Below are 23,628 nucleotides of genomic sequence, written 5' to 3' on the forward strand. Positions count from 1 at the left end.
GTTCTGTCTAATAAAGAATATCATTTTTCTTATTATTGTTTCAAAAAAACAAATTACAAAGAAGTGATACTTTATCAAAAAAAATCTAAAAACAAAATTGCACTAAATATAATTATTATAAACCTCTATTCAACTTAGAATGCTTATAAATATAAATTTAGTACTATCAAAAAGGTTGAAGAATTTTGGAATATATTTACAAAAATAAGGTAGAAAAATTTTTAAATATCTTTCTACCTTATTCATAATAAATATAAAATTAAAATTATTTCTTAATCTCTCTATGGTTGGTTTTAGGCTCTTGAATCAATACTCTTGTAGAAGATGGAACATCTTCTTTAATCCATACAGATGAGCCAATTATACAATTTTTACCAATAGTGATATCACCTAAAATAGTAGCATTAGCATATATTGTAACATTATCTTCGATAGTTGGATGACGTTTCGCCCCTTTTATGATTTTACCATCTCCATCCTTTGGAAAACTTAGAGCACCGAGAGTCACACCTTGATAAATTTTAACATTATCGCCAATAACAGAAGTTTCACCAATAACAACACCAGTACCATGGTCAATAAAAAAGCTATGACCAATAGTAGCCCCAGGGTGAATATCAATTCCAGTTTCTTTATGAGCCCATTCTGTTAACATTCTAGGAAGAATTGGTACTTTAGATTTATATAAACAATGAGCTACTCTATAAATTGTTAAAGCTTTTATAAAAGGGTAAGATAAAATAACCTCATGCAAATTAGTTGCAGCGGGGTCATTATCAAAACCAGCTTGAGCATCTTCCTTTATTTTTTTTCTAATAGTTGGGAGTTCTTCAAAAAAATTATTTAAGGCTTGATCTGTTTTTATTCTGCTTTCTTTGGAATTTTCACATGTTAAATCACATTCGTTATTATATGAGAGATAAATTAAATTAGCTAATGTCCATTTTACAGTATTTAGTTGATGAATAATTATATCTTGAAAAGATTGGCCTGCTGTTCCTTCACATCTACCTGGAAACATAAGTTCTAAAAGTTGATTGGCACATTGTTCAACGCATAAACTACTTGGAAGGGGTTTGAGACCTATGAAGTTAGCACTATGGTCATTAAGCCTTTCAAAGCTATCTAAATATTTTTTGTAATTTTCATTCATTTATAATCTCCTCGTTAAAATATACAAAAAATATTTCAAATACACAACAAAACTGATACTGATGTACCAGTTATTGATGTAAAATAAAAATTATAAGGGATATAGACATTAATTTTGATCTTGGTTAACTAGAGACTTAACTCTATCAAAAAACTTAGTTGTTACTAGAATGACTATTACTAATTTGATTGTATCCCCTATAATAAAAGGAAAAAGACCTAGTTCAATTGATTTTGACCAATCCATACTTGTAGCTATTTTTAGCCAAGGTACCCCTATAATATATATAGCTAATGTTGCTAAAAAGCCACCAATAATAAAATAAGGAAGCTTGTTTTCTTTTTTTAAAGATAAATCAGAGAAGATGCCAGCAATAATTGTTGCAAGTAGCATTCCAAATAAATAGCCACCAGTTGGACCTATTAGAGCTCCTATGCCACCACCACTAGAAAAAATTGGTAGGCCTAAAGTTCCTAAAACTAGATAAATAATGAAGGAAACTAATCCAATATGAAGGCCACCTAAAAGAGCACCTAAAATTACAAATAAAGTTTGTAAGGTAATTGGAACTGGTGGGATTGGAACTTTTATAAAAGTTCCAACAATAATTAATCCTGTAAATAATGCTGTTATTAAAGTTCGTCGAGTATTCATGGCTCTAATATAGCAAAAGATAAAATAATTGTAAACATAATTTTTTAAAAAAGGTTAACAATTAAAATCTTAATTAATCTATCATTGAAAAAACACTTAAATCAATATATTCTATGAGCAATTATGAATTTAAAAAACAAAGTATTAAATTATTTAGAGACAAGAAGTGAAGAATTTGTTTCTGGACAACAATTAGCTGATTATTTTAATGTTAGTAGAACCGCAATTTGGAAAGCTATTTCTGAGTTAAGAAAAGAAGGTGCTTTAATAAATGCTGTAACTAACAAGGGATATTATTTAGTTAGAGAATCTCAAAAACTTTCATTAGATGGCTTAAAAAAAGAACTACCTAATTTCGACATATATTACTTTGATGAAATTGATTCAACTAATTCTTATTGTAAAAAACTAAGTAGTGAGGGAAAAACTAATAATACATTAGTTGTCGCCTCTAAACAAACTAGTGGTAGAGGAAGAAGAGGTAGAACTTTTATATCTCCAAATGGTGGTGTTTATTTTAGTCTTCTAATTGATTCTCATAATAATAATGAGGATAATTTATTAATAACGAGTATTGCAGCTGTAGCAATAGCTCGTGCTATTAAAAAAGTTTGTGATAGAGAGTGTAAGATAAAGTGGGTTAATGATATTTTTATCGATGATAAGAAAGTTTGTGGTATCTTAAGTGAAGGTATAATAGATATGGAAGTTGGCAAAATTAAATCCATGGTAGTTGGAATTGGTATAAATTTCTCAACTCCAATGGAAGATTTTCCACCTGATGTTAAAGATATTGTCACTAGTATTTATAAAAATGAGCAAGCTATTCCAAATAACGTAAGTAGAACACGTTTAGTTAAAGAAATTGTTAACGAAATATATAAAATTTGGAATCAATTACCAGATAAAACTTTTTTAAATGAATATCGTGAAAAATCTAATGTAATTGGGAAAAGTGTTATCATATATAATAAAGATAATACAACTCAAACAGGTATTGCAAAAACAATAAATGATAATGCTCATTTAATAGTTGAAGTAGAAGATGGAAGAGAGATAGAACTTGGAACTGGAGAAGTTACATTAAGAGTCACAAAATAGGTAGTTTTATCTTGAATAGAATAAATGTTATTAGTATCATAAAGCGATTAAAAAAATAATAGAAATAAGGACAGAATAATGTTACAAGAAATAAAAGAGCAGTGGAAAGGTATAATTGAAAATCAATTACAAGCTTGTGCTAAAGAAATAGTTAATGAAGATGTCACATTAGCCCCTTTAACAATACAAGTTCCACCTAAACCAGAATTAGGAGATATTGCTTTCCCTTTATTTGCTTATGCAAAGCAATTTAGAATGGCTCCTGCAAAAATTGCTCAAACTATAAAAGAAAGAATTGAAAAACTTGAAAATAGACCTTCAGGAGAATTAATCCTTGCTGGTCCTTATTTAAATATCAGATTAGATTTTACCTCTTTGATAAAAGATTTAAAAGATAAAGTTTTTACAGATAAAGATTCTTATGGAAATAGTGATCTCTTTAAAAACAAGAAGGTAATGATTGAATTTAGTTGTCCAAATACAAATAAACCTCTTCATTTAGGCCATATGAGAAATGATAGTTTAGGTGAGAGTGTATCTGCTATTCTTAAAGCAAATGGTGCTGATGTTAAAAAAGTTAATTTAATTAATAACCGTGGTGTACATATATGTAAAAGTATGCTTGCTTATAAGAAGTTTGGAAACGGAGAAACTCCAGAGTCTTCCGGTATTAAAGGTGATCACTTAGTTGGTAAATACTATGTTGAGTTTGCAAAATGGGAAAAAGAAGATCCAACTGCTGTAGAGCAAGCAAAAGAAATGCTTGTTAAATGGGAAGAAGGAGATAAAGAGACTATTGATCTTTGGAATAAAATGAATGGTTGGACTTTAGATGGATTAGCTCAAACATATGAAAAAACAGGTGTCCATTTCGATAAGTATTATTATGAGAGTGAAACATATAAACTTGGAAAAGACAAAGTTCTAAAAGGTTTAGAAGATGGTGTTTTTTATAAAGAAGAAGATGGCTCTGTTTGGATTGATTTAGAAGAAATTGGTTTAGATAAAAAGGTCTTACTTAGAAGTGATGGGACTTCTTTATACATGACCCAAGATATTGGAACCGCTATTTCTAGACATGATGACTGGCCATTTGAATCATTGATTTATGTTGTAGCAAGTGAACAACAATATCACTTTAAAGTCCTTTTCTATATTTTAGAAAAACTAGGATATTCTTGGGCTAAAGATTTACATCACCTATCATATGGTATGGTTAACTTGCCAAACGGTAAGATGAAAAGTCGTGAAGGAACAGTAGTTGATGCAGATGATTTATTTGATAATCTTGCTGATTTAGCAAAGAAAGAAATCCAAAATAAAGAGAGAGAAGGTCTAGTTGATGGTTTAGATAAAACAGCTAATGCTATTGCTTTAGGTGCTTTAAATTATTACCTATTACAAGTAGATCCAACAAAAGATATGACTTTTGATCCAGAAAAAAGTATTTCTTTCAATGGTAACACAGGTCCTTATTTACAATACATGGGTGCTAGAATTTCTTCAATGCTTCGAAAATTTGAAGAGAAAAAAGATGAATATAAAGATGTTGAATTTGATCCATCTCTTTTGAAAAATGAAGAAGAAAGAGAGCTTGTAAAAATGGTTGCATCTTTCCCTGAAATAGTTGAAAAAGCCGGTGCTAATTTTAATCCAGCTATTGTTTGTTCAAACCTTTATGACATTTCTAAAATGTTTAGCAAGTGGTATCATGATAATAAGATTTTAATGGCTGAGGATAAAAAATTAGTAGTTGCAAGAATCACATTAGCAAAAATGATTTTACAAGTAATTAAAAATTCATTTGCCTTAATTGGAATAACTTATTTAGAAACTATGTAATTTAATTATTACTTTTTATCTAGGACACCTCAGTTTGAGGTGTCTTTTCATATTGCTTTACAAATCTTGCAACATATCTTTCTTCTTCCCAAATCAAATCCCCGTTTTCTAAAAAGAGTTCATTTTTTAAATATTTGATAAAAGTAGAGGCAAAGCTTTCTATAGCTAAATCAAGTTCACTAATATTAAGTCTATCAGTTTCATTTAAAACTTCTAAAACAACTCTAGTTTGGGATACAATCATACTATCAATTGCTAAAGAAATTTCTTTAGCTCTTGGATCGATAAATTTTTGCATTTCAACAATTCTATAAAAATCAAATAGGGTTTTATTAGAATAAATACTATGCCAATGATCTACAACTTTTATTAGCACATCTTTACTTTCTCCTTCAAAAGAGAAAGTAACTTTATTTTTGCTAGAAAGTTTTTTCCCATATTTATACATTTCATCAATAATATCATTTTTGCTTTTAAAATGAGAAAATATAGTGCTTTTTGCAATGCTTAACTTAGTTGCAAGAATAGATAATGAAACATTATCTAACCCTTTCTTAGATCCTTCACTTATCATAGTCTTTAAAATATTTAAAGCTGTTTTATTATTTGTCATAAATATACTATAACGACCGTTCGGTAGTTAATCAATGATTAATTTCTTAACTTTTAATGTTTTATTTAAAAAATTTACTTGTAGTTAATTTAATTAATTGATATAAATTGGGAAGAAATTAATTAAACAAGGATGTAAAGAGAACATGTACGCACTCGTTGAAATTCTCGGAAAACAGTACAAAGTTGTTGAAGGCGATACCGTTCAAGTTGATTTAGTAAATCAAGAAGCAGGTTCAAAGCTTGAATACAACTCCGTTTTGGCTCTAGTTGGCGAAGATGGTGCTAAGTTTGGTGCTCCTTATGTTGAAGGTGCAAAGGTTGTTGCAACAGTTGTAGAAGACATTAAGGGTGAAAAAATTAAAGTTTATAAGTTCCATCGTAGAAAAGGGTATCGTAGGACTCAAGGTCATCGCGAAAAATACTCATTGATCAAGATTGAACAAATCGCTAAGTAAGGAGAGAAGAAATGGCACATAAGAAAGGTGGCGGCTCCTCTAAGAATGGTCGCGATTCTAACTCACAACGCTTAGGCGTTAAACGTTTTGGCGGACAGCTAGTTACTGCTGGTGAAGTTTTAGTACGTCAACATGGAACAAAGTTCCACCCTGGTGAAAACGTAGGTTGTGGTTCAGATTATACTCTATTTGCAAAAATTGATGGTAAAGTAAAATTTATTGAAAGAAAAAATAGAAAATACGTTACTATTGAAGCTGTAGAAGGTAAAGTAGTGGTTAATGATTTCACTAACCGCAAATGCCTTGTAAGTGAATAAGAGTACAAAATACGGTAAAGGGTTCATATGTTTGGATTTTCCGACGAAACCTATTTAGACGTTGCCTCTGGAAACGGGGGCAACGGTTGTGTATCTTTTAGACGTGAAAAATACGTTCAAAAAGGTGGTCCTGACGGTGGCGATGGCGGCCGTGGGGGTGATGTAGTATTTGTAGTCAAAAACAATCTTAGAACTTTAGCTCATCTTAAGATGACTAGAGTATTTAGAGCAGAACATGGTAAAAATGGATCTTCAAGAAGATGTTATGGTGCAAATGGCAACGATATTGAAATTCCAGTACCTCCTGGTACAGTTATAAAAAATGCAGAAACTGGTGAAATCATAAAAGATTTAACTGGTGTGGATAGATGGACTTTCTTAGAAGGTGGAAGAGGTGGTTTAGGAAACTGGCACTTTAGATCCTCAACAAGACAAGCTCCCAAATTTGCTCAAACTGGGGAACCAGGTAAGGCTTTAAGAATTGGTGTTGAATTACTAGTTATCGCAGATATTGGATTTGTAGGTTATCCAAATGCTGGTAAATCTTCCTTACTTAATGCTTTAACAAATGCTAGAAGTAAAGTTGCAAGATATCCATTTACAACAAAAATTCCACAACTTGGAATGATGAGATATGGAGATAATGATTTAGTTTTAGCAGATATCCCAGGTATTATTGAAGGTGCAAGTAAAGGCTCAGGAATGGGCTATAAATTCTTAAGACATATAAGTAGAACAACTGGTTTAGCTTTTTTAATTGACTTATCTGATGATAGATATTTAACTGCATATGAAAAATTGTATGAAGAATTAAAAGAATATAGTCCTGAATTAGTTAAAAAACCAAGTGTTATTATTGGAACACATATTGATGAAGAAGGAACTGAAGAGAGACTTTCTGAATTAAAGAAGAAATATAGTGATAAACAAGTAATTGGATTATGTGTTTATTTTGATATTGGGGTAGAAGAAGTTAAACAAGCATTTATTAAAATTGTAAGTGATAATGATGAAAAACTTGCTAAGCTTAGAAGCGAAGAAGTCGAGGGTGGTTTTACTACCGTTGTAGATAAAGACGCTTATTACCCTGAAAGCCAAGATGAGGACTTTTCATGGTAGATACTGCAATGTTTGGTGGTAGTTTTGATCCTATTCATTTAGGACATCTCCACTTGATTCATAATGTATTTCAAAAAACAAGGTACAAGAAATTCATTCTTGTGCCTTTATTTGCTAATAAATTTAAAGCAGGTTATAAAGCTACAAATTCTCAAGATAGACTAAATATGATCACCTTAGCCTTGGAAGATTATAAAAAGATATATCCTGAGGACAAAAATATAGATATAATTGTAGAAACTTGTGAGATTGAAAGAAAAGGCTATTCCTATACATATGATACTGTAAAATATATATATGAAAATTATGAATTTAATTCAAAATTAGGTTTGGTAATGGGAGATGACTTAGTAGGTTCATTAACAAAATGGTATAATTTTGATAAATTAAAAGAAATGGTAAAGTTTGTTATTTGTAATAGAAGTAATAAACAATTAAATATAGAAAATATAGATTTTGAAAGTGTTGATAATTTAGCTTTTGAAGATGCCTCTTCAACAATTAGGGCTTTAGTTAAAGAAAATAGAGATATTTCGTCTTTAGTTTCCCCAGGAGTATTGGATTATGTCAAACAACATGAGTTGTACAGAAGTTGAACGATACGTAAAAAGTAAAGTTAAACCAAAAAGATTTTTACATTGTGTTTCAGTTGCTCAAACAGCTGTTTATCTAAATTCTAGATTTAACACAGGACTAGATAAGGATGATTGTTATAAGTGTGGGCTTTTGCATGATATAGCTCGAAATTGGCAAGCTGGTGACTTGTTGTTATATACTAAAGAACATTCAATCACTTTAGAAAAGGAAGAAGTTCATCATCCTGTGTTACTTCATGCTCCAGTTGGTGCATCAATTGTAAAACACATGGGCTTTGAAGAATATGAAACAGCTATTAGATGGCATACTCTTGGAAATAAAGATATGGGGAAGTTAGGAGCAATAATTTATTTAGCTGATTATCTAGAGCCTCGACGTGGATTTTTAACAGATGAGCAAAGAGTCTCATATATTAAAATGGAGTCATTAGAAGTAATTTGTTTAAATGTATTAAAACAGATGAAACACCACTTTAAAGATAATGCTTTAAGTTTTGCTAAATCAACGCAGGGGCTTTATGATTATTTAAAAGAAGGTGGTACCTTTTGAAAAAGATATTAATTCTTTTGTTATTCTTTCTTTTAGTCTCTTGCACCAAACAAGAAACTCTTGATTATACTTTACAAGTGGAAGGAACAATAGAGAATTATTTATTTATTTTAAATGATGAGTCGTGCGTTATAATTAAATATGATAATAGAGTAATAGATAAGGATAAGTTGCTATCAATTTTAAATTTACAAGTGAATAAAGTAATTCTACTTGAAGAAGATGTAGTAACTAATATCATAGATATAGTAAGTAAATATAGAAGTGATGAAGAATCTCTAACACAAGTTTTTATTGAAAATAAAAAGAGTTTAGAGCCTAAAATAGAAAATTTGTTGTATCAAGCAAAGGGTCTTGATATTAAAGAATTTACTGATAAATTAAATAAACAAACAGTTTATTATTTTGATGATATAGATGAAATAAAAGATAGTGCAAATCATTTAGCATTGTGGCTAGATCAAGTAAGAAAACTATCAACAAGGAAGGATTTATGAAAAGCGAAATCAAGAATGATGTAGATAAGATTGTAGAATATTTAGAAGACCAAAAGTGTAAAGATGTTAATGTAATTGATGTTGAGAATCGTTGTTCTTGGGCAGATGCCTTAATTATAGCAACTGTAACAAGTGTTGGGCATTTAAGAGGTGTTTCTCACCAATTATGGTCTGTTTTAAATGATTTAGGTCTAGAAGTTAATGATAGACATAAAACTCCAGCTGGAGATGGATGGGAGTTAATTGATTGTAATTCTATTGTTATTCATTTAATGAGTGAAGAATTAAGAGATTTTTATTCATTAGAAAAACTATGGAAAGAAACAGAAAATTAAAATCTAACAAATAATATTTTGATAATTAAGTAGACTATAAATTTTATTCAAAAATCCATATAAGTAAGTTTAAAGCTTAAACGATTAGCTCATTTTATAATTCTTATTTATATGGGCTTTTTTATAATAATATGAATAGCAAAATATTATATAAATATAAAATATTTTTATTGAGTAAATATAAAATATTTTATCATGTCAAATTAATTTTACTTATATTTAAGTAAATGGTAAGGTATATTCTTAATTAAATTCTATGTTAATAAATATTTTGTGCAAAAAAATATTTAATTATTATTTATCTAATTGATATAATTGTCGATTAGTTAAAAAATTTTTATGATACATAACTATGATTTACAAGTTTTAAATAAAAAAAATAATTTAAAATATAATTTAGAACAAATGTTTTAATATGTTTTTTGAAATAACTAGTGCCCAAATATTTGTATACTTGATAATTTTTTAATTTAATTACAAAAAAAAAATTGTTTTCTATTTGCTCAATAAATATTTGTGTAATAGGTATTATTTTACATTTGAAAATTTTGATTTCTTTTGCTTTTTTAATTTATATAGTTTATAATTTATATAATAATAGGAGTAATATATGAGAAAATTATTATTAATCGTGTTGGTTGTAGCCTCTGTTTTTGGTTTCACAAGTTGTTCAACTACTAAAGAAGCTGCACCTGTAGTTGCCCCAGAAAAGACAAATTCTGCTTTAGATAATTTACCAGACTGGATTTTAAGTACACCAAACTCTGCAGATATGCATTATGCTATTGGAACAGCAAAAGCTGCAAATCTTCAAACAGCTATTAAGAGAGCAGAAGCTGAAGGTAGAACTGCAATTTCTGAATGGGTTCAAACTAGTGTAAAAGAAGTCATAAAAACTTACGTAAATGACGCTGGATCTGGAGATAATAGACAAAATATTGATGCTTTTGAAGCTATCTCAGTACAAGTTTCAGAAAGTACCTTAAATGGAGTAACTAGAGAAAAGTTATACCAAGGTGATGATGGAACAGTTTATGTATTGATGGGAATTCCATTAAGTAATGTTGAAAAGGCTTTCGAACCTGCTTCAGAAGCTATCACAAATAAATTTGAACAAAATGAAGCTGCAGAAGAAGCAAATAAAAAAATGACTGAAGCTTTTGCAAAATTGTTAAATGGTGAAATTTAATAAAATAATGAAAAAGTATTTAGTATACTTATTTTCATTAATAATTTTATTTACTAGTTGTGTTTCTTCGACAGTAGAGGAAACACAACAAGTTAATAAGTCAACTACTCAAGATATTTTATCTTTAGTTAGTTTATCTTCTTATGAAGATAATGTTTATGTAGGTGTTTCTAACCCCTATGTAACTCAGGAAAAAATGCTTGAAGTTGCAATATTGAATGTTGCACAAGATATTTTGATAGATGAGTTTCTTGTACTAAGCAAATTATTGATTAGTGAAAATTCATCAGATTTTAATTATACGTATTTTGATACAGATGAATTATTTGTATATCAAGATGAACATCTCCCAGAGATAATAAAATCTCTAGAAATTTTAGAAATATATTTTGATAAAGAGGCTGGTTGCATAGTAATTGCTAGAGATACACGAGAAGAAGGAAAAGAGAGAGTCTATAAACCTGAATATAATGAAAGCGGTGTTCCAACTTGGGTTTACGATCGACCGGAAATCGATGGATACATAGTTGGTGTTGGCTCTACCTTAGGTTACCGACTTATAGGCGATTCACTTTTAGCCGCGGATCATGAAGCAATTTATGATATTTCCTCTCAATTTGGAAATATAGATTCATATATAAAGAATTATTATTATTTAAAACAAAATGATTTATATACTTTATCGAAAGAAAGTAAAATACAAAAAGAATTAGCAGTTGTATCAGAATTGACGAATATAGATTATTGGTATGATAAACAAAATAACATATTCTATAGTCTAATCATTATGAAAGACACTAGGAGTGATAAGTGAAGAGAATTATAATTTTATTATTTACGACTTTATTATTAGTAAGTTGTGTATCAAAATCTCCATATTTAAAAGATCACCCTGAATTTACAGAAGATGGAGCTCCATATTGGACTGTTGTAACACCAGTAGATAAATGGAGATTTTACGGAGTTGGTATGGGACAGCTTTCGAATCCTGTAAACAGTAAGATGAGAGCTGAAGCTCAGGCAAGAGATGAGATAGCAAGACAAGTTTCTGTTCTAATTAATACTGCAGTAAAAAATTATACTAATGAAGCTGGTTTTCTAAATAACACACAAGAGTTAACAGCTTTTGAAAACATTTCGTTACAGGTTGCAAATACTACCCTCAGAAATGTGATTATTGAAGATGTTTATCAAGATCCGAACTCGAATGCAATTTGGGTAATTGCCTCATTTGAAAAGAAATATTTACAAGATGCATATAAAGCAGAGGCTGAGAATCTCAAACGCGATTTAGAAAAAAGAAAGATTGCAGCTGTTGAAGCTTTAGCTCTAGCAAAAGAGAGAAACACTCAAGCCTTAGAACAAATAAATTTAGCTAATAGTGAGAATAAAGAAGATCAATTAGAAGCTTTATCTCAAGCTATGGAAACTGTAATTGAAGAAAAAAACAATGAAATTGCATTGTTAGAAAAACAATTAGAGGATATAGATGTTGATGAAATGGTAGATAGTCTATCAAAAATATTAAATGAAGAATAATGAGGATAATATATGAAAAAAATAAAGTTATTAATAATTTTAATTGTCAGTGCATTGGTTTTAACTTCTTGTGCAACTACAGGAGTTAGTAGATTAGATGATGAATATAATGAAGATTTATCTGGTTATTGGAATGACACTGATATTAGAATTGTAAGCGAAAATCTAGTTAATGAATGCTTAACAGCCCCTTGGATTTTAGATTACCTAATGGAAAATGACAATATTAAGCCAACAGTTATAGTAGGTAATATTCAAAATAGATCAAGCGAGCATATGGATACTACCATAATAAGTAAAAAATTCGAAATGGCCTTGGTTAACTCAGGAAAGGTTAAAACAGTAGCCGACTTTGAATTTAGAGATGATGTTAGAGAGGAAAAATTAGATCAACAATATAATGCAAGTAGTGATACTGCTGCACAATTGGGTGCAGAAGTTGGAGCTGATTTTATGCTTCAAGGAAGTGTAAAATTTAATTTAGATCAAGTTTCAAAAACTGCAATTCGAACATATTATGTAGATATGGAACTAATTAATATTGAAACTGGTGAAAAAGTTTGGCTAGGACAAGATACAGTTAAAAAGAAAGTACAAAGAAGTTCTTATCGTTTCTAATAAATAAAGGAAAATATTGTGAAAACTAAAGTTGGTTTACTTATACTAATAAGTATAATTCTAATATCTTGTGAAACCACAAATAGTAGTAACGTACCAAGTTGGTTTATAAATCAATATGATGCTACATATACAAAGACAGATTATATTTGTGCAGTTGGTTCCGGATCTACTAAAGAAGAAGCTCAAGAAAATGCAAGTGTTACAATATCGCAGATTTTTAATACAAGTATAAAAAATGCTTTGGTAACTTTTGATAATGATACAACTTCTTCTATGTCCTCTCGTGGATATATAGATACATCAGTCGACGATTTGATGGGACTTAAAGTAGTTAATACTTATGTTAATAATGAAGGAACATTTTTTGTAAGAGTAGCATTAGATAAAAAAATCGCTATCAATAAGATTAGAGAGAAAATTACTCCAACCAATAATGAGATAACAAGTCTAATGCAGCTAAAAGAAAGTGATTTTGAATATTTACAAGATTTATTGAGAGCTAGAAAATTAGCTATGTCAATACAATCTTACTTTGATCAACTTTCTGTTTTAGAGCAGTCAACTGTTACCTCTCCTTTATTATCAATTGAAAAAAAGATAACAGCTTTAAAACAAGAGTTAAGTCTCTCATTAAATGTTGAAAGTGAAAACTCTTTTGCGAGAGAACAATTGCAAAAAGCTGTCGAGACAATGTTGTTAGATAATGGTATCTCCATCAACGAGGGAAAAGCAATCCTAACACTTGACTATAATAGTAGTAATGCACCTCCAAAAGATGGGCTTTATCAATGTAATTTTACTTTAAAAGTACAAGTTATAGAGAATTCCGTTGTTGTTATATCTTATGATAAAAACGGAAAAGCTATTGGTATAAGTGATTCAAATGCTCAAGAGAAGGCTATTGAGAAGGTAGTTGAAATTATTCAGGGAGAACTTTTATAAATGCGAAAGGTAATATTGCGTTTATTAATTATTTCAATAACTTTAACAAGTTGTAGTACTTTTTTTGATTATAGTGATATAGAAGCCTCTTATTATCAAGGAGATTATGAAAAGGCGTATGGATATCTTCTTTTAAATTCAGATAAAGTTCAAAAAGCCCAGGGGACTATAATATATAATTTGGACCAAGGGATAATTACTCATGCCTCTAATGATTATAAACTTTCAATTAATAGTTTAAGCCAAGCTGAGAAAGCAATTGAGGATAGTTTTACTAAAAGTATTTCTGCCTCAGTTGGCTCTTATCTCTTAAATGAGAGTGTTCGAGATTATGATAGCCCTTTTTATGAAAATATTTACACAAATATTTTTTTATCATTGAATTATTATCATCTTAACAATATTGAAGATGCTATGGTTGAAGTCCGACGTAGTTTGGAAAAGTTACAACTTAGAGAACAAACTCTTCCAAAATTAAAAGCTGAACTAGAGAATCAATTAGCGCAAAAGGATGTAAAGGATGTTGACGATAAATTAAAATCTTTTGACTCGTCTTTCCATTCCTCTGCATTAAGTTATTATCTTTCTAGTTTATTTGCATTTGAATATGGAGACTTAGATACATTTAGAATATCTAGGGAAAAAGCACAAGCAACTTCTAAGCTATTATCTGCTTACTATATGAAAGATAAATACGAAGCTTTTGATGTTTTAGAGACCTTAGATAAAAATAAAAGTGTAATTAATTTCATAGCTTTCTCAGGCTTAGCACCAATCAAGCAAACAAAGGTTGATAGAAATGTCTTGATTTTAGATGAATATGTTGATGATGATGGTATTTATCATAAAGCCTATCATACTAATGTAGTATATTCTGTTCCTAAAGCTAGAGGTTCAATTGTTAAGAAAATTGAAGTTATAATTGATGGGAAAAAATATGAATTAGAACCTTTTGAAAATCTTGAGAAAATTGCATTTGAAACAATGGAACAAACTTGTAGTGGGGAATATTTTAGAGCTTATTTTAGAGCTATTTCTAGGGAGATAGCAAAAGCTGCAGTAGATTCTTCTGCGCTTGAAGAAGGAGAAACAGAAGTTCAAAGTTCACTATTTAGTAGTTTATTTACTATTTTTTCATACGTAGCAGAAGGCTCTGGTGATTTAAGAAGTTCTCATTTCTTTCCATCAATGTCATGGATAGGCTCATTTGTATTTGAACCTGGAAAATATGATATTCAAGTAAATTATTTAAATAGTAATAATAATGTAGTTTATCAAGAAAAGATAAAAGATTTCAAAGTGGAAAAAAACAAGGCTAATTTAGTAGAAGTCTTAAGTGCTAAATAACAAAGACGACTCTTAAAAACTTTCAAGAGCCGTCAAAAATAATATTAAAAATATTATTAAACGTTCAGTAATTCTTCATCAGCACTAAATTCTTCATTCTTGATATTTCTAAAGATTTCAACAAGTTTATCAACTGTCAATTTTTTCTTTTCTTCCCCTTGAACATCTAAAATGATTTTCCCTTCATCCATCATGATTAATCTAGTACCAAATTCTATAGCAAATTTCATGTTATGGGTTATCATCATAGCTGTTAAATTCTTTTCAACAATATATTTTTCCGTTAACTCCATTACAATATCAGCATTTCTAGGGTCTAGAGCTGCTGTATGTTCGTCTAGTAAAATAAGTTTAGGATTACTCATTACAGTCATTAATAAAGTTAAAGCCTGTCTTTGACCACCTGATAATAAACCTACATTATCTTTAAGTCTATTTTCTAATCCAATAGGTATTAACAATTCACTAAATTGTTTTCTTTTATCATTGTTCAGACTAATTTTAAGTCCTTTCATCCCCTTAGTTGATGCAGTAATCATATTATCTTCGATACTCATATTCGCTGCTGTTCCCATTGTTGGGTCTTGGAAAATTCTTCCAATGTATTTGGCTCTTTTGTATTCAGGAGTTTTTGTAATATCGTGGTCATTAAAAGAAATTTTACCGTTTGTGAGAGGGTAAGTGCCACTAATTAAGTTAAAAAGTGTAGATTTACCAGATCCATTTGATCCAATAATACATACAATTTCTCCTTCTTCTATATCTAAACTTACCCCATTTATTGCAATTTTTTCATTTACAGTTCCAGGGTAAAAAACTTTTGTCAGATTTTCTAATTTAATCATCAGTTTTTTCTCCTTGTTGAGTTCTCTCTATGGCATGTTTTTTTGCAGCTCTAACACTTGCTGAAGTTCTACTTTTGGCAATCCAAAGAGAAGCAATAACTAAGATACCTGTTAATAATTTAAAATCATTTGGTGTTATATTTATCAAATATCCATATTTTCTACCGAAGAACATTAATGTTTTATAAATAATAGCACCGAGAATAGCTCTTAGAGTAATTAAGGAAATTCTGTTACTACTAAATAAGAACTCACCAATCATTATAGCAGCAAGACCTTGAACAACCATTCCTTGACCTAAGTTTGCATCAGCAAATCCTTGATATTGAGCTAACAGACCACCGGATAGAGCAATTAAACCATTTGAAACTCCGATTCCAAGAAGTTTAAGATAATCTGGATTCATTCCTTGAGAAATAACCATTTGTTCATTTCCACCTAATGCACCAACTGCCAATCCTAAATCTGTTCTAAAAAATACATCGACAATGGTTTTGATAAATAGAACGACTAAAAGAGTTCCAATTAATACTGCTACAGAAGAAGATACTGAACTAAATTTCTCTGGGATTACAGTGTAGAAAGTCTCAATTCTTAATAAAGGGACATTTGCTTTGTTCCCTAAAATTCTTAAGTTTATGGAATAGAGCATTGTCATAGTTAAAATACCAGCAAGCAAACCTGGGATTTTAAATGTGTTATGTATTGTAGCTGTGACCATACCAGCAAGTGTTCCAGCTAAGAATGCTAAAATTAAGGCAAAAAATATACTTCCACCACTTATGATATGCATAGTTGCAACAGCGGCTCCTGTTGCCAATGAGCCATCACAAGTCAAATCAGCAAAATCGAGAACTCTAAAGGAAATCAAAATTCCTAAAACCATAATGGAAAATATTAATCCATCTACAAAAATCCCTTCAATCATAAAATACCTCTATATAAGAACAATGACAGGATGCCACCTGGGTGGCATCCTAAGAAAAATAATAAAAGATAAATAAAAAATATTTATTCTTTGTTTGTTTTAACTCCATCTTTAATAATGACAGAAGCAGAATTCAATAGGTCATCACTAATTGTGATATTTAATTTTTCAGCTACGTCTAAATTGAACCAAAGTTCAAAATCAGATGGATCGGTAAGGAAAACAGAACCAATTTCACTAGGTGCAGTACCTGTTAAACAAGATTCTATAACTTTACCTGTTGCTAATCCTAGATTATAGTAGTTAAATCCCCATGATACAAGACAATCAAGGTCTCCTGTACTAGTTGGATCAGAACTTAAATATGGTTTTCCAGCTTTGTTACAAACATCATCAATACTTGCAACAGCTGAAATAACAGTGTTATCGGTAGCAACATATATAGCATCAACTCTATTTATTATAGATTGAGCAGCCATTTTTACTTCGCTAGTGTTAGATACTGCAGAACTTACAAATTCTACTCCTAAATCTTCACAAGCAGCTTTAGCCATTTCCATTAATACTACACCGTTTGCTTCACCACTAGCATAAACATTACCAATAGTTTTTGCTCCGGTTAATTCAACTAATAATTTAATTTGAGCAGCTACAGGGTTTGCATCGGAAACACCACAAATGTTACCTCCAACTAATGAAGCACTTTCAGGGTCAGTAACTGCAGCAAAAACTACAGGAATATCTGTAAATACATTTGCTAAAGATTGAGCTGAAGGAGTTGCAATTCCAACAACTAAATCTAAATCAGAGCTTTTTAATTGTTGAGCAATTGAAGAAGCAGTTGAAATATCACCATTAGCGTTTTGGAAATTATATTCGACTTCTAAGTCTGTGGTAGCTAAATAATCTTGAAGTCCTTGTTCAACAGCATCTAAAGCTGGATGTGGTAATAATTTTGAAACACCAATTTTCATTGCACTAGATTCTTCAGTAGTGCCTTGTGCAAAAAGACTAGATGTGACCATTCCTAAAATAAGTATTATTGATAATAATTTGTGATTTTTCATATTTCTCTCCTACGATTATGAGTGCTAATATACTATATATATCTAACTTTGTAAATTAATATATACACGAAATGTAAAAATATTCAAACAATATACAGTCTTTTGTTTCCATAAAGTAGCAGTATAATATTTTCTGAAATATAGTTTACTATAGATTATTTTTAATTTAAATTGTATTAAAGAGAATAATTGTTATTTGAATCTAATATATGTTTTACAACATATTATATTTATTAAAATAATTAAAAATAAAAAAACAGAATGTGCTCTATAATTAATTATAGAAAACATTCTGCTTTTGAAATTGATACGTTTTATACTTATCTCGTATCATCAATCTATCATTAAAATTAGACTCTATTCCCAATCAGTTTCTTTTGAAAAGAAATCATTTTCAAAATCATCATCAAAATCTTCAGAATCATCAACATCAACTTCTATTTCACTGATTTCATCTTCATAAGATTCGTCATCTCCAAATAAAAAATTATCACTGATTAACTCGTCATCATCGGTTATATCATCTAATAATTCGTCATCGTCAAAGTCTCCAACTGGGGGAGCTTCTAAATCATCGATGAATTCTTCTTCATCAAAATCAAGATCATTAAAATATCTTTCTTCTTCAAGATCCAATTCATCATCGATATCATTTCGTTTCATAACAATATCTCCACTAATTTTCTTTTATATCTAAAATTATGATAGAATAGTACAGTTAACTCGTCAATAAATAATTGAATATTTTATCGTTTCTTATAGATTAATTTTACAATAATTTCTAAAAAAAACATATTATCTAAAAATTTGTTAATTATCTTTTATTTCGATGATAAATATTGTTTATTAAAAAATTTATTTTCTGAGATTTTTTAAATACATTTTTGTGAAAATAGTTTTGTTTTTGTGCTTAAAATATAAGGTTCGATTTAAGATATAAAAAATTTTTTTTTGAAGTATATTGCATTCTCTACAAATTACATAGATAATTAATTATCATATTTTAAGAGGAGTCAAAAATGAAAAAAATAAATAAAACTATTCTTTTGGTGTTTGTATCATTTTTACTATTGTTCCCTAGTTGTACGACTACAAAAACTATGGGTGGGGAAACTATGGAAAAAACATCTGTTGTTTACAGTGAAGTTACAACTTCAATTGTAGCAGCAGATAAGTATGGAAATTTGGAAACAGATTTATCAGCTACTTCTTTGATGGCAGCTGGCTATGAGTATGGTGACATGGTAAATATTAAAATTGGAGAGGATGTTTATAGTGCACCGATTGTTTCTACCTATAGTGATGTAGATGTTGGAAATTTTCTACTTAGAATAAAAGATGATAATGTTTATTTTGCTATTAATTATGGAAACTGTTTAAAAAAGACAGGGGCGGTGGAAGGAACTCAATTAACTTTATCAATGGCTGAAAAGGGAGCTTATCTTTTAGAATATAAAACAAGACATTTAACTAAGTCAGAAGAAAGAAGTGATTATGCAAGTGACGAAGTCTTTGCAAACTTTAGAACAATCAATGCAGGATCTATCGAACCTGGGATTGTTTATAGATCTTGTAATCCAGCTTTAGGTGATTCAAGAGCTCCTTATGCTGAAGAGTTAGCTAAAGAAGCAGGAATCAAAACTATTATTAATCTAGCTGATAACGAAGAAAGCTTAAAAGAAAATTTTGATACTATAACTTGGTATAAAGATATGTACAATGAAGGTAATGTTATTTTATTAGATATGGATGTAGATTATTCTTCTGAAGATTTTGGTAAAAAATTAGCTAAAGGTTTTGAATTCTTAGGAGAAAATGAAGGTCCTTATTTAATTCATTGTAATGAAGGTAAAGATAGAGCTGGATTTGCTTCAGTTATTTTAGAAGCTCTTATGGATTCTACCTTGGAAGAAATTAAAGCAGATTATATGTTGAGTTATGCTAATTATTATGGCGTAGAAGAAGGTACTATGCAATATGATTATATCGCTGATACTCCTTATAATATGTTGAAAACAATAGCTGGTGAAGTAGAAGTTACTGATGAAAATTTATCTTTAATAGCTGCTAATTATATGAAAAAAATTGGCTTAAGTGATGAAGATATTATGGCAATAAAAAATAATTTGAAATAGAAATTTGTTTTATTAATATTAAAGGATACAAAACATAGCTTTGTTCTATATTTTGTATCCTAATCTTTCATATTAATCTTTTTTTTCTACTGATATCCAAATCTCACTTTCATATTCGTTAGCTGATATATCGCCTTCTGGGTACACTTCTAAGTAATAACCACCACTTGGTTTGTATTCACTTGAAGGAAAGAATTCTGAATATATATTTTTTAATAAAGTTTGTAATGCAGTAGGCATTGGCCCAATACATTTAAATTTTGCCCAATTAAGAGCTGGAATAGTATCAATTTCAAAATTATTTTCTACTTTATTTCCATTATAACCTACACCAATTCCATAAGGAAATTCATTTTTTTTATCAGAAGTTTCAAAACAAATTCCAATAATTGCATCTTTAAAAATACTATTTTTATCTAAATATTTGTTTAGTAAAGTATTTACAGTGTTATCTTTATTACACTTATCCCAAAACTTCGGAATTTCCTTCTGTGTTTCTCCCATATCAACAATAGGGAAATATTTTTTCTTTGAAATGATTTTAAATTCATCATGCTTTTCGATGCGATAATCCATATAGCTTCCTCCATCTAATATTAATTTGACAGAAAGTTTTGAAAAACTTTTAAGAGCACCCCCATTCTTTTTTACTTGGGATGGTGTTATCTTGTGGAAACGGACAAAAGCTCGTGTAAAACTCTCCGGAGATTCATAGCCATATTTCAGTGCAATATCTATTACTTTTTGGTCAGTTGAAGCTAATTCACTTCCAGCTAAAGAAAGACGTCTATTTCTTATATACTCACCTAAAGTAAGGTTACATAATATTGAAAACACTCTTTGAAAATTGAACGGTGATGAGTTTGCAATTTTTGCTACTTCTTCAATCTCAATTTCCTCTGTTAAATGGTTTTCAATATAATCAATTGCATTTTGTAAACTTTTAATCCAATCCATTTATTTTTCTAACTCCCTCTTTTCAATATCAAGGATAGTATATCATAAGTTATAATTCCTAACATTTTGTGCTTTTAGGTGCTAGTTATAAAATTTTATTTTTATAAAGCAAAAATAGTATGAATAATATCATTTAAACTCTTATATCGATATTACTTAGTAATTTATGTTGACAATTAAATAATTAGGAAAATATAATTTATTCATTAGAAAAATAATCTTTTTAGAAAGATTGTGATTAAAAGAGGAGTAAAAGATGAGAAAGGCTATAATTATTTTTGTTATTGTTAGCACTAGTGTGGTTTCTTCACTTTTTGCAAATGATTCATCTTTAATTAATAAAGAGGATTCTCCAATTCAGTTTTTTGTAGAGTATGAACAAGGTTTTTTAGATGTTCTAAGTCATACAATTAAGATTGGGGATACTGGGACTTTGTTTAATTATGTAACTCAAGGTGGACAAGATATTCTTTTCCCAACTGAAAGGATTCAAGTTGGAGCAGTAATTAATAAAAGGCATAGAGTAACTTTTCTCTACCAACCATTTGAAATAAATACAGTAGTGCCATTTGAAGATGAAGTAAAAATCGATAATACAACTTTTGATGATACTTCTATGGAATTAAAATATAGTTTCCCATTTTGGAGAGTTTCTTATGGATATGATATCTTAAAAGAGCCTGATTTAACTTTAGCTATTGGAGGCGCTTTGCAAATTAGAAACGCATCTATTGTATTTAAGGAAGTTAATGGAGATGAAGTAGCTGTTTCTCAAAATGTTGGTCCTGTCCCAGCTCTTTATCTTTATGCTAGATGGGAAACTCCATATGATATAAATTTAACAGCTGATATAACAGGACTTTATGCTTCTTCTGCTATTATAAATGGGGCTGATTTTGAATTTGAAGGATCAATCTTAGATGCTTCTTTGAGAGCAGGATATAATTTAAAAAATAATATGGAAATATATGCTAATTTCCGTTTCTTAGGTGGAACTTCTAAAGGTACAAGCGCTTATGATGGATCTAATTGGTCAGTTGCTTCATCAGATGGAAGATATGGACAAAATAATCTTGCAACTTTTTCTACGACAATAGGATTTACAATTAGATAATTAATATAGCAATATATATTATTGTGTTTTTAACAACTACTTTAGTAAGTGGTTGTTTTATTATTTTTGAATCCAAGATAAGATTCAAATCAAGTAGTATTTTAAATTTTCATAATTTGTTTTACTATATTATATACTTATGAATGTAAAATGAGATTTTTTAGAAATTAATTTTTATTTTGAGGCTTCATCAGTAAATGTGGGTAAAATTTAAAAAATTGGAGTTAATTTATATCAGTAAATTGGAGTTGGAAATAAATAAATTTAAATTTCAGAAATATAATTGAAAAAGTCACCAGTTATCGTCTATTGTAGTTTTACCACAAACCAACAAAAGAGGTATAACCAGTGACTATCAAGAGCTTATTAAAACAATTAATTGGTGTCAATAATGTAAAAGTTTTAAATTGGAATTTAATTAATAATTCTAAAAATATTAAAGAGCTTTATATTCATGTGGAATCATATAAAAGAGAGCAGAACAGATGCCCAATCTGTGGAAAAAAATTACCAGGATACGACAAAAATAATACTTTACGAAAATGGAGATCTTTAGATGTTGGAACTATTGCTGTATATGTTTTAGCAAGTACTAATCGAGTAACTTGTCCAGATCATGGTGTTATAACTGCAGCAGTTCCTTGGGCTAGGCATAACTCTAGATTTACTAAAGATTTTGAAAATCAAGTAGCCTGGTTAGCTTTTAATTTAAGCAAGAAAACATTATCAGAGTTTATGGGTGTTTCTTGGAATACTGTTGGTGATATTATTAATAGAGTATTATGGGATATTGCTCCTAATTATGAAGATAGGTTTAACAATTTAGTTAATATTGGAATTGATGAAACTAGCTATAAAAAAGGACATAATTATATTACAACAGTTGTAAATAACGATGATAGTACAGTTATATGGGCAGAGGAAGGACATAATCAAAAAACTTTATCTAAATTCTTTGAATATTTAAGTCCAGAACAGAGAGCCTCTATTAAGACTGTTAGTGGTGATGGAGCTAGATGGATAAAGGCTTGTCTAGATAAATATATTCCTAATGCAGAGCGTTGTATTGATCCTTTTCATGCAATTGGATGGGCACAAGTTGCTTTAGATGATGTAAGAAAAGCTGCCTCCCAAAGAGCAAGAGCAATACTTGAACAGAAGGAAGGAAAACCAAAGAAGAGAGGTAGAGGACGACCTAAGAAAGGAGATGAGAAACCAATAGATGAATCAAAGATTATAAAAAATTCTAAATTTGCCTTACGCAAGAACCCTGAAAACTTAACAAAAAATCAGAGAGAAAAATTGGAAATGATAAAGCTTAATGATAATCAATTATATAGAGCATATAGGCTAAAAGAAGAGCTTAGATTTATATTCAAGCTTGATGATATGGATGAAGTTAAAGAACATTTAGATTCATGGTTATCTTGGGCTAGAAGATGCAGAATACCAAGTTTTATAGATCTTGGAAGAAAAATAAAACGACACTATGATGCTATTATGGCAACTAGAACATACAATATTAGCAATGCAAAAACTGAGGCTTTAAATAACAAAATAAAACTCTGTATTAGAAGAGCTTACGGGTTTAGAAACATAAATAATTTACTCAATTCTGTACTTTTGGTTTGTAGTAACATAAAAATCTCTTTAGCTAATAGATAAAATCAGTTAACAAAGGGACTTAACAAGAGAATTAATAGAATCTAA

At 29.5% G+C, this 23,628-nt stretch carries 26 protein-coding genes; 18 read left to right on the forward strand and 8 right to left on the reverse strand.

Features of this window, described 5'->3' with window-relative positions; translation table 11 throughout:
• Nucleotides 1-265: 265 nt before the first annotated feature.
• Complete coding sequence (epsC, locus tag ACZ5SO_RS15160) at nucleotides 266-1,153, reverse strand: serine O-acetyltransferase EpsC (RefSeq protein ID WP_464625763.1); 888 nt, start codon at nucleotides 1,151-1,153, stop codon at nucleotides 266-268.
• 108 nt (nucleotides 1,154-1,261) lie between these two features.
• Nucleotides 1,262-1,807, reverse strand: a complete 546-nt coding sequence (locus tag ACZ5SO_RS15165) for a biotin transporter BioY (protein ID WP_464625765.1) — start codon at nucleotides 1,805-1,807, stop codon at nucleotides 1,262-1,264.
• A gap of 123 nt (nucleotides 1,808-1,930) precedes the next feature.
• Between ACZ5SO_RS15165 and ACZ5SO_RS15170 the strand changes: the two genes are divergently transcribed.
• A complete protein-coding gene (locus tag ACZ5SO_RS15170) occupies nucleotides 1,931-2,908 on the forward strand; it encodes a biotin--[acetyl-CoA-carboxylase] ligase (RefSeq protein ID WP_464625767.1) in 978 nt (325 codons plus the stop codon).
• A 78-nt stretch (nucleotides 2,909-2,986) separates the two neighbouring features.
• The gene (argS, locus tag ACZ5SO_RS15175; RefSeq protein ID WP_464625769.1) at nucleotides 2,987-4,750 is read left to right on the forward strand and encodes an arginine--tRNA ligase; all 1,764 of its coding nucleotides are present in this window, start codon (nucleotides 2,987-2,989) and stop codon (nucleotides 4,748-4,750) included.
• 19 nt (nucleotides 4,751-4,769) lie between these two features.
• On the opposite strand, the gene ACZ5SO_RS15180 is transcribed toward argS, so the two are convergent.
• Nucleotides 4,770-5,363 carry a TetR/AcrR family transcriptional regulator gene (locus ACZ5SO_RS15180; RefSeq protein WP_464625770.1) on the reverse strand — a complete coding sequence of 198 codons (594 nt, stop codon included), beginning with the start codon at nucleotides 5,361-5,363 and terminating at the stop codon, nucleotides 4,770-4,772.
• A gap of 145 nt (nucleotides 5,364-5,508) precedes the next feature.
• On the opposite strand from ACZ5SO_RS15180, the gene rplU reads away from it, so the two are divergent.
• From rplU to ACZ5SO_RS15245, 13 genes are all read left to right on the forward strand, one after another.
• Nucleotides 5,509-5,820, forward strand: coding sequence for a 50S ribosomal protein L21 (rplU, locus tag ACZ5SO_RS15185; protein WP_464625771.1), 312 nt, complete (start codon nucleotides 5,509-5,511; stop codon nucleotides 5,818-5,820).
• An 11-nt stretch (nucleotides 5,821-5,831) separates the two neighbouring features.
• The gene (gene rpmA, locus ACZ5SO_RS15190) at nucleotides 5,832-6,137 is read left to right on the forward strand and encodes a 50S ribosomal protein L27 (RefSeq protein WP_464625772.1); all 306 of its coding nucleotides are present in this window, start codon (nucleotides 5,832-5,834) and stop codon (nucleotides 6,135-6,137) included.
• A 27-nt stretch (nucleotides 6,138-6,164) separates the two neighbouring features.
• Nucleotides 6,165-7,256: a GTPase ObgE gene (obgE, locus tag ACZ5SO_RS15195; RefSeq protein WP_464625774.1), complete on the forward strand. Its 1,092-nt coding sequence runs from the start codon at nucleotides 6,165-6,167 to the stop codon at nucleotides 7,254-7,256.
• Complete coding sequence (nadD, locus tag ACZ5SO_RS15200) at nucleotides 7,250-7,852, forward strand: nicotinate (nicotinamide) nucleotide adenylyltransferase (protein ID WP_464625776.1); 603 nt, start codon at nucleotides 7,250-7,252, stop codon at nucleotides 7,850-7,852. Before obgE ends, nadD begins: the two co-directional genes overlap by 7 nt.
• Complete coding sequence (gene yqeK / locus ACZ5SO_RS15205; protein WP_464625777.1) at nucleotides 7,821-8,402, forward strand: bis(5'-nucleosyl)-tetraphosphatase (symmetrical) YqeK; 582 nt, start codon at nucleotides 7,821-7,823, stop codon at nucleotides 8,400-8,402. The genes nadD and yqeK overlap by 32 nt, the downstream gene beginning before the upstream one ends.
• Nucleotides 8,399-8,899, forward strand: coding sequence for a hypothetical protein (locus ACZ5SO_RS15210; RefSeq protein WP_464625778.1), 501 nt, complete (start codon nucleotides 8,399-8,401; stop codon nucleotides 8,897-8,899). Before yqeK ends, ACZ5SO_RS15210 begins: the two co-directional genes overlap by 4 nt.
• On the forward strand, nucleotides 8,896-9,234 hold the full coding sequence (rsfS, locus tag ACZ5SO_RS15215) for a ribosome silencing factor (protein ID WP_464625780.1): 339 nt from the start codon (nucleotides 8,896-8,898) through the stop codon (nucleotides 9,232-9,234). Before ACZ5SO_RS15210 ends, rsfS begins: the two co-directional genes overlap by 4 nt.
• Before the next feature lie 610 nt (nucleotides 9,235-9,844).
• Nucleotides 9,845-10,423, forward strand: a complete 579-nt coding sequence (locus ACZ5SO_RS15220) for a hypothetical protein (RefSeq protein WP_464625781.1) — start codon at nucleotides 9,845-9,847, stop codon at nucleotides 10,421-10,423.
• Nucleotides 10,424-10,430: 7 nt separating this feature from the next.
• The gene (locus ACZ5SO_RS15225; RefSeq protein WP_464625782.1) at nucleotides 10,431-11,237 is read left to right on the forward strand and encodes a hypothetical protein; all 807 of its coding nucleotides are present in this window, start codon (nucleotides 10,431-10,433) and stop codon (nucleotides 11,235-11,237) included.
• A complete protein-coding gene (locus ACZ5SO_RS15230) occupies nucleotides 11,234-11,962 on the forward strand; it encodes a hypothetical protein (RefSeq protein ID WP_464625784.1) in 729 nt (242 codons plus the stop codon). The genes ACZ5SO_RS15225 and ACZ5SO_RS15230 overlap by 4 nt, the downstream gene beginning before the upstream one ends.
• 12 nt (nucleotides 11,963-11,974) lie before the next feature.
• The gene (locus tag ACZ5SO_RS15235; protein ID WP_464625785.1) at nucleotides 11,975-12,580 is read left to right on the forward strand and encodes a penicillin-binding protein activator LpoB; all 606 of its coding nucleotides are present in this window, start codon (nucleotides 11,975-11,977) and stop codon (nucleotides 12,578-12,580) included.
• An 18-nt stretch (nucleotides 12,581-12,598) separates the two neighbouring features.
• Nucleotides 12,599-13,525 carry an LPP20 family lipoprotein gene (locus ACZ5SO_RS15240; RefSeq protein ID WP_464625787.1) on the forward strand — a complete coding sequence of 309 codons (927 nt, stop codon included), beginning with the start codon at nucleotides 12,599-12,601 and terminating at the stop codon, nucleotides 13,523-13,525.
• Nucleotides 13,526-14,872 (forward strand): COG3014 family protein, encoded by a 1,347-nt coding sequence (locus ACZ5SO_RS15245; RefSeq protein ID WP_464625788.1) that lies wholly within the window; start codon nucleotides 13,526-13,528, stop codon nucleotides 14,870-14,872.
• A 56-nt stretch (nucleotides 14,873-14,928) separates the two neighbouring features.
• Here ACZ5SO_RS15245 and ACZ5SO_RS15250 read toward each other — a convergent pair whose 3' ends face one another.
• The 4 genes from ACZ5SO_RS15250 to ACZ5SO_RS15265 all read right to left on the reverse strand — a co-directional run bounded on the left by ACZ5SO_RS15250 (nucleotide 14,929) and on the right by ACZ5SO_RS15265 (nucleotide 18,375).
• Nucleotides 14,929-15,717, reverse strand: a complete 789-nt coding sequence (locus ACZ5SO_RS15250; RefSeq protein WP_464625789.1) for an ABC transporter ATP-binding protein — start codon at nucleotides 15,715-15,717, stop codon at nucleotides 14,929-14,931.
• A complete protein-coding gene (locus ACZ5SO_RS15255; RefSeq protein WP_464625790.1) occupies nucleotides 15,710-16,645 on the reverse strand; it encodes an ABC transporter permease in 936 nt (311 codons plus the stop codon). Before ACZ5SO_RS15255 ends, ACZ5SO_RS15250 begins: the two co-directional genes overlap by 8 nt.
• Before the next feature lie 83 nt (nucleotides 16,646-16,728).
• Nucleotides 16,729-17,712 carry an ABC transporter substrate-binding protein gene (locus ACZ5SO_RS15260; protein WP_464625791.1) on the reverse strand — a complete coding sequence of 328 codons (984 nt, stop codon included), beginning with the start codon at nucleotides 17,710-17,712 and terminating at the stop codon, nucleotides 16,729-16,731.
• A gap of 357 nt (nucleotides 17,713-18,069) precedes the next feature.
• Nucleotides 18,070-18,375 carry a hypothetical protein gene (locus ACZ5SO_RS15265; RefSeq protein ID WP_464625792.1) on the reverse strand — a complete coding sequence of 102 codons (306 nt, stop codon included), beginning with the start codon at nucleotides 18,373-18,375 and terminating at the stop codon, nucleotides 18,070-18,072.
• A gap of 356 nt (nucleotides 18,376-18,731) precedes the next feature.
• Here ACZ5SO_RS15265 and ACZ5SO_RS15270 point away from each other — a divergent pair, with 356 nt between their 5' ends.
• Nucleotides 18,732-19,847 (forward strand): tyrosine-protein phosphatase, encoded by a 1,116-nt coding sequence (locus tag ACZ5SO_RS15270; protein WP_464625793.1) that lies wholly within the window; start codon nucleotides 18,732-18,734, stop codon nucleotides 19,845-19,847.
• 72 nt (nucleotides 19,848-19,919) lie between these two features.
• Here ACZ5SO_RS15270 and ACZ5SO_RS15275 read toward each other — a convergent pair whose 3' ends face one another.
• Nucleotides 19,920-20,804 carry an effector binding domain-containing protein gene (locus ACZ5SO_RS15275; protein WP_464625794.1) on the reverse strand — a complete coding sequence of 295 codons (885 nt, stop codon included), beginning with the start codon at nucleotides 20,802-20,804 and terminating at the stop codon, nucleotides 19,920-19,922.
• A gap of 256 nt (nucleotides 20,805-21,060) precedes the next feature.
• Here ACZ5SO_RS15275 and ACZ5SO_RS15280 point away from each other — a divergent pair, with 256 nt between their 5' ends.
• Together ACZ5SO_RS15280 and ACZ5SO_RS15285 are read left to right on the forward strand one after the other, a co-directional pair.
• Entirely contained in the window at nucleotides 21,061-21,918 is an 858-nt protein-coding gene (locus tag ACZ5SO_RS15280; protein ID WP_464625796.1) for a hypothetical protein, read from the forward strand.
• Between the two features lie 348 nt (nucleotides 21,919-22,266).
• A complete protein-coding gene (locus ACZ5SO_RS15285) occupies nucleotides 22,267-23,583 on the forward strand; it encodes an ISL3 family transposase (RefSeq protein ID WP_464623959.1) in 1,317 nt (438 codons plus the stop codon).
• Nucleotides 23,584-23,628: the final 45 nt, after the last annotated feature.

The organism is Pleomorphochaeta naphthae (assembly GCF_055396005.1).